This is a genomic window from Ornithinibacillus caprae (assembly GCF_009728145.1).
GTDB classification, from domain to species: domain Bacteria; phylum Bacillota; class Bacilli; order Bacillales; family Amphibacillaceae; genus Ornithinibacillus; species Ornithinibacillus caprae.
In genome coordinates, this window is sequence record NZ_WOCA01000028.1 from 21,001 (window position 1) to 27,178 (window position 6,178).

General features: G+C 34.3%; 4 protein-coding genes. 1 reads left to right on the forward strand and 3 read right to left on the reverse strand.

Translation table 11 applies throughout. The features are described from left to right. Nucleotides 1-32 precede the first annotated feature (32 nt). Nucleotides 33-1,166: a zinc-dependent alcohol dehydrogenase gene (locus GMD78_RS20505; protein ID WP_155671775.1), complete on the forward strand. Its 1,134-nt coding sequence runs from the start codon at nt 33-35 to the stop codon at nt 1,164-1,166. A gap of 1 nt (nt 1,167) precedes the next feature. Here GMD78_RS20505 and GMD78_RS20510 read toward each other — a convergent pair whose 3' ends face one another. The 3 genes from GMD78_RS20510 to GMD78_RS21505 form a co-directional block, all read right to left on the reverse strand. Beyond that, a complete protein-coding gene (locus GMD78_RS20510) occupies nt 1,168-2,028 on the reverse strand; it encodes a 5'-3' exonuclease (protein ID WP_155671777.1) in 861 nt (286 codons plus the stop codon). Beyond that, a complete protein-coding gene (locus tag GMD78_RS20515; RefSeq protein ID WP_155671779.1) occupies nt 2,029-5,655 on the reverse strand; it encodes a dynamin family protein in 3,627 nt (1,208 codons plus the stop codon). It lies immediately after the preceding gene. Between the two features lie 341 nt (nt 5,656-5,996). Further along, nucleotides 5,997-6,178 (reverse strand): hypothetical protein (locus tag GMD78_RS21505; RefSeq protein WP_215907228.1); only part of this gene is annotated, 182 nt, incomplete at its 5' end.

Consider the following 6,178-nt stretch of genomic DNA (forward strand, 5'->3'; position numbering starts at 1 on the left):
AGCATATGAATAGATGATTTGGAGGATTATATATGAAAGCTGTAACTTATCAAGGAAAGGAATCAATTGAAGTTAAGAAAGTTGATTTCCCAAAGATACAAGATCCTCAAGATGTAATCGTAAAAATTACTTCCACAGCAATTTGTGGATCAGATACTCACTTATTTTTAGGGAATTTTCCTACCCCTATCGATTACATTATAGGTCATGAACCAATGGGAATCGTTGAAGAAGTTGGATCAGAAGTAACAAAAGTAAAAAAGGGAGATCGTGTTGTCATCCCATTTACGGTTGCTTGCGGCACTTGTCCATATTGTAACAATCACTTAGAAAGTCAATGTGATAATGCCAATCCACATTACGATTCCGGTGGCTACTTCGGATATACAGAAAAGTTTGGTAACTACCCTGGTGGTCAGGCAGAGTATCTTCGGGTTCCATTTGGTAATTATACACCGTTTAAAGTACCAGAGGAATGTGAGCTTGATGATGAACAACTATTATTCTTATCCGATGTTCTACCAACAGCTTATTGGAGTGTAGAGAATGCAGGTGTAAAAAAAGGTGATACCGTCATTGTATTAGGTTGTGGTCCAGTTGGATTAATGACCCAAAAGTTTGCATGGCAAAAAGGAGCAGAACGAGTAATTGCAATTGATTATTTTGATTATCGTTTAAACCATGCTAGAAAAGTGAATAAAGCGGAAATATTTGATTTTACAAAGTTTGATGATATGGGAGAAACCTTAAAAGAACTTACAAGTGGAGGTGCTGATGTAGTCATTGACTGTGTTGGAATGGATGGTAAAAAATCTCCTCTTGAGTTTGTAGAACAGAAGTTGAAACTTCAGGGTGGAACGCTTGGTCCCATACAAATATCTACAAAGGCCGTTAAAAAAGGCGGTACCGTACAATTAACTGGTGTTTATGGCGGGTTATATAATATGTTTCCTCTTGGTCCTTTCTTTACTAGGAATATAACCCTAAAAATGGGTCAAGCCCCTGCACGTGCTTACATGCAAGAGCTTTATGACCAAATTGTAGATGAAACGTTTGACCCGACAGATATCATTACACACAAGCTACCATTAGATGAAGCGCAACATGGCTATGATATATTTACGGAGAAAAAAGATAACTGTATTAAAGTAGTATTAAAACCTTAGATTATAAAAGTTTGGCGAGATTTTTAAATTCCAGCTCGTCAAACTTTTGTTTTATTTTTTTTTCATCGTACTGCCATACAGCAGCTTCCAATTGGCAAGATATTGGTACATCACACTTTATTTCTGCTAGGTTTCTTGAGAGCTTCAGCATCTCCATATTATTTTTAATCTTCGTTTGAACACCTTTTGGTAATTGATCTACATTTTCTAAAAGATTGTCAATGGTTTCATATTCAGCAAGAAGTTTTAGTGCTGTTTTTTCACCAATCCCCTTTACTCCAGGGTAATTATCGGCACTATCCCCCATCAATCCTTTTAGATCAATCATTTGGCTAGGCTGAATTCCTTTTTTCTCAAAGAAATTCTGTTGATTATAAACCTCATAATTCCCCTGCCCTTTTTTCATGATCGCAACATCAATTCCTTCATCCACTAACTGGAGGATATCTTGGTCGCCAGTAAGAATCATCACTTGATGATCTGCTGCAAAATTTCTCGCTAATGTTCCGATACAATCATCCGCTTCATAATTTTCTAGTCCGATATTAGGCATATCAAATGCATCAACTACTTCTTTTACTAAATCAAACTGAGGAATTAACTCCTCAGGTGGTGCAGCACGATTGGCTTTATACGCTTCATATATTTCCGTACGAAATGTTTTACTTCCCATATCCCAACAGCAAATAACATGTGTGGGCTCGAATTTATCTACAGCGTCTAATAAATAACGTAAGAACTGATAAATACCATTTGTTGGAGTTCCATTACTTGTTCTCATAAAGTTACCACGGTACGCAGTAGCAAAAAATCCACGGAATAAAAGAGCCATTCCATCAACTAATAGTACATTTTGTTTCATTCATTTTTCCTCCTCGTTTTCTTTATTAAGGATTGCATATAGGGTATCTTGTTTTTCTTTTAACAAATCAAGATCAACATGGTCAGTCATAAGAGCTAGATGTTCATCAATATAGCCCATAATTTCCGTGATGATACGTTTATTATGTTGTTCTACTTCTTTTTGCCACTGTTCAGTATAAACTCTACCCATAATCGTTTCTATTTTCTGTAGATATGTTCGAACTTTTGGAAGTAATATTGTAAAGATTTCTTCTTTCATATTTTCTTTTTCATTGCGTTCGAAAAATGCTTTTGTACCTTTAAACATAGAAAGTGCCTTAGAAAACAAGTTCATATCTACATTAGTCAATGCTTGATCATATTCTGGCGTTGTTAAATCGAATTTTTCTACGTTAGGAAGTAAAAACGTAGAATCGATTCGCTGCATCTGGTTTCTTACTTCTCCATGATATTCCTTTAATACATCAAACAAAAATGCTTCTATTCTAAGGGATACCGCCCGAACTTCTTGGAGCAGTTCATATCCAACATAGTCAAGTAACTGCTTTGTATTTTGTTCTAATTGGACAGTAGCCTTTCTTCCAGATTCCGTAACGGTTGTTGGATTAAACCTCTCTTTAAACATATCATGATAGCGAATGGATAACCTTTCTTCCACATAATGAAGCTGTTTTGCAATTTTTTCTTGAACTCTTTCCTCGTAAACGGAATGAGTTGAATAGTTAGCTATTTCTAGTAATTGTTCTTTCTTATTAATTAACTCCTTACGATGTTGTTCCTTTTCGTGCTCATTTAAACTTGCTGTTTCAATAAAGCTGGTTAATGTTCGCTGAATACGTTTCATATCATATAATGCGCCTTCAATTGATAAGGTAGCTAGACCGTTATGAATAAAGTCATATAAATTGTCTTCAAATAAAGCCATTTGATCATTTAATATTCGCTGATCACGTTTATCTTCCAATGATTGTTTACTTGAAACAGGATAGATTTGCGGGAAACGAATACCTAATTGCAATAACTGTTCCTCTACATAATCTTTTACTAGTTTTAAGTCAGAATCGCTTTCAGCTAAATCAGCTGCATTAATGATAAAAAACATTTTATCTAATTGAAATGCTTCTTTTACTCTACCTAATTGCATTAAGAAGTCTTTATCAGCTCGTGACAGTGCATGATTATAATAAGAAACATATATAATTGCATCAGCATATTTAATATAGTCAAATGCCACATTCGTATGACGCGCATTAATCGAATCAGCACCTGGTGTGTCAACTAATGTTATACCTTGTTGTGTTAGTGAACAATCATAATACAAGTCAATTGTTTCAATATAACAAGCTTTTTTCTCATCCGTTACATAACTCGCGAAATCTTCTATTGATATGATAATCTCTTTTCCTATTACATCATTATGATCCCCATATCCCTTATAAAGAGCCATTAAATAACTTTGATATAGATGATTTAACTCATTTGAATGATAAATTTCATTTTGATCAATCCATTGAATTAACGTTGATAAGTCGGCTGTTGGTGGTGACAAGTGTTTTGTGATTGTTTGAATATCATTGGTAATCGTCTGTTCGTCTTTTAATTGAATAACCACCGTTCCATGAGAAAACGTATCCGAAACAGGGTTAATCCGATTAATTACTGCTGTAGTAGGGTTAGGTGACACTGGTAGAACACCTTCACCCAACAACGCATTCGCAAAAGAAGATTTTCCAGCGCTAAATGCCCCAAATAATGAAATGGTTAATGATCGATTTATTAAACGATCTTGTTTCTTTTTTAGATCTCCAATAAGTGACCGAAACCCTGGTAAGTTTTCAACCGTCTGAGTCGTTTGATCGATTATTCGGCTAATTGCTTCCGTTGAATAATTAGATTCACTTACGGACGAATTAGCCTCTGTCGTTTTATTTACGTTAGTTGTTGTACCGATAATCTTCATTTCCTGCGAGTCCATTTTTATCGGCTTGATCTCACTATCTTGCATTCTAGCAAGTATTAATTCTCTAGAAGTTTCTGTGATTTTAGGTGGATTTGTCAATAAATCGAGCTTTTTCTGAAGTGTATCTTGAATAGTGGCATATTCATTCAATTCCTTCATAGACTCTTGAATTTGAGATCTTTCTTCTTCATAAGATTGGCGTTTTGTATGAAAATCATTGTCAACTACTTGATGTATTTCTTCCCAAAGTAATTTAGTTTTTTGCTTAAACTTATTTTTAATGTCTGTACTAACTTCGTTTGTGTAATTGAGAATATAATCTCCATTTAATTTGGCTCCAGATTTTACATGGCTTAAAAGATCTTCTTCGTTATAGTCAATACTAAGTTGTTGAGTTTGTTCTAATAAGTTAGAATTAATTACGTTGAATTGTTGTAGTATGGAATTGCATTTTTCTCGCAATTTCCATTGGATATTTGCTTCGATACTCTTTTGTAATTCGGTCAAAAATTCATTCAGACGTTCCTGTTGTTCTTGTTCGGTTTTTTTCTTTGATCCAAATAACCCAACTTTAAAATCCTTTTGCCTAGATTCAAGGAATTTGCCAGCCTGATCCCGAAGACTAGATGGCATTATATAAGCATTTTTTAGTGTAGAGTGTACATTATCCTGAAAGGTTGTTTCTATCTCTTTTCGTTCCTGGGATATTTTTTCGATTGAATTTGTTACGGCTTTTAACCGCTTAGTAATATCTTCTGCATCCTCACTACCTAAAGATACGTGTTTTAACTTTTCTTCAAAGGATTGCTTCAAGTATTTTTTATGCTCTTCTATAATTTGATTCGTAGCACCCACAGTACGAATGTATGTTTCGTGATCCGTAAAGTGTTGAAAAAGCTGCTCCTTTATTAGATGATACTGGTTATGGCTAGTATTGGAATCCATTAGCGATGAATAATACATTTTTGTTGGTGCTAGTCCCCATTGTTCAAACGTTTGTTTAATATTTGATTCATACGTAGTAAACGGTATTTCCTGTTCATCGTGTTTGTCTACTTGGTTAATGATAATATAATAGGGAATCCCTATATCTTGAATATTTTTCAAGAAGTATAGATTAACTTCTGATTGTACATGGTTATAGTCCATGACATAAAATAAGACATCGACTAAATGTAGAGACGATTCGGTTATAATGCGATCCGCATCATCAGCTGCATCAATACCAGGGGTATCAATAATTGAACAACCAAAAGGAATTAAGTCATCTCCTGTGCTTAGTTCAATACGTTTAATGGTATCTTTATCTTTACAATATTTCTTAATCATTTCCATATCATATGGCTCGTCATATTCAATGGGTTTTTCTTTATGGAAGTAAACCCGTGCAACACCCTGCCCGGAGTTGATCTTTACAATATTTGCACTTGTTGGTATCGGACTCTTTGGTAAGAGTTCTTTCCCTAACAATGCGTTGATCATAGATGATTTACCCGCGGAAAAATGTCCAGCAAAACTAACAACAAATTCTCGATTCATACTTTTTTTATATAAATCTAATAGTTTGTTTGCATTTTTTTCATCACCGTGATCAACCAATAAGTTATGATAGACGATTAAATCATCTAATTTAATTTCTTGTTTGTTTGCATGAAGTACAGTCACGTTTTTATAAACCCCTTCGTATAAAGTGAAACTTCTAGTTAACGGGGATTTTCCCCAATAAATAGTAATGTTGAACTTGGTAAAACCATATTATTGCCTTTTTAATTCATATGATTTTACAAAATAACAATCTATTGTTTATTATACGGAATCTCACGCTGTTTTTCTACACTATATGGATAATTGATGTTCCTATCAGTTGTTAGTAAATCTTGACTTCTGTTAAAAGGATTCTTTAAAAGAGTTCTTTCCATTTTAAACCCTTACTCTTGAGCACAAGCCTAAGTTGCAGTTATGCAGCATAAGAAAGATTTCTTACCATCTAAAAAACAACTCCCTACTTAGGGAGTTTCAGCTTGTAGAGAAAGTAGGTGTTTTTTCTCTACAAGCTTTTTAAATTCTGTCATAACTGTTTTATTAAGTAAGAAATTTTTATTGAAAATAAACTCCCACACAACTAGCCTAGCTTTGCTAGGTGTGTGGCAATCTTCTTCATGTTCTGGCACGCTGCTGTGAGTAGTAC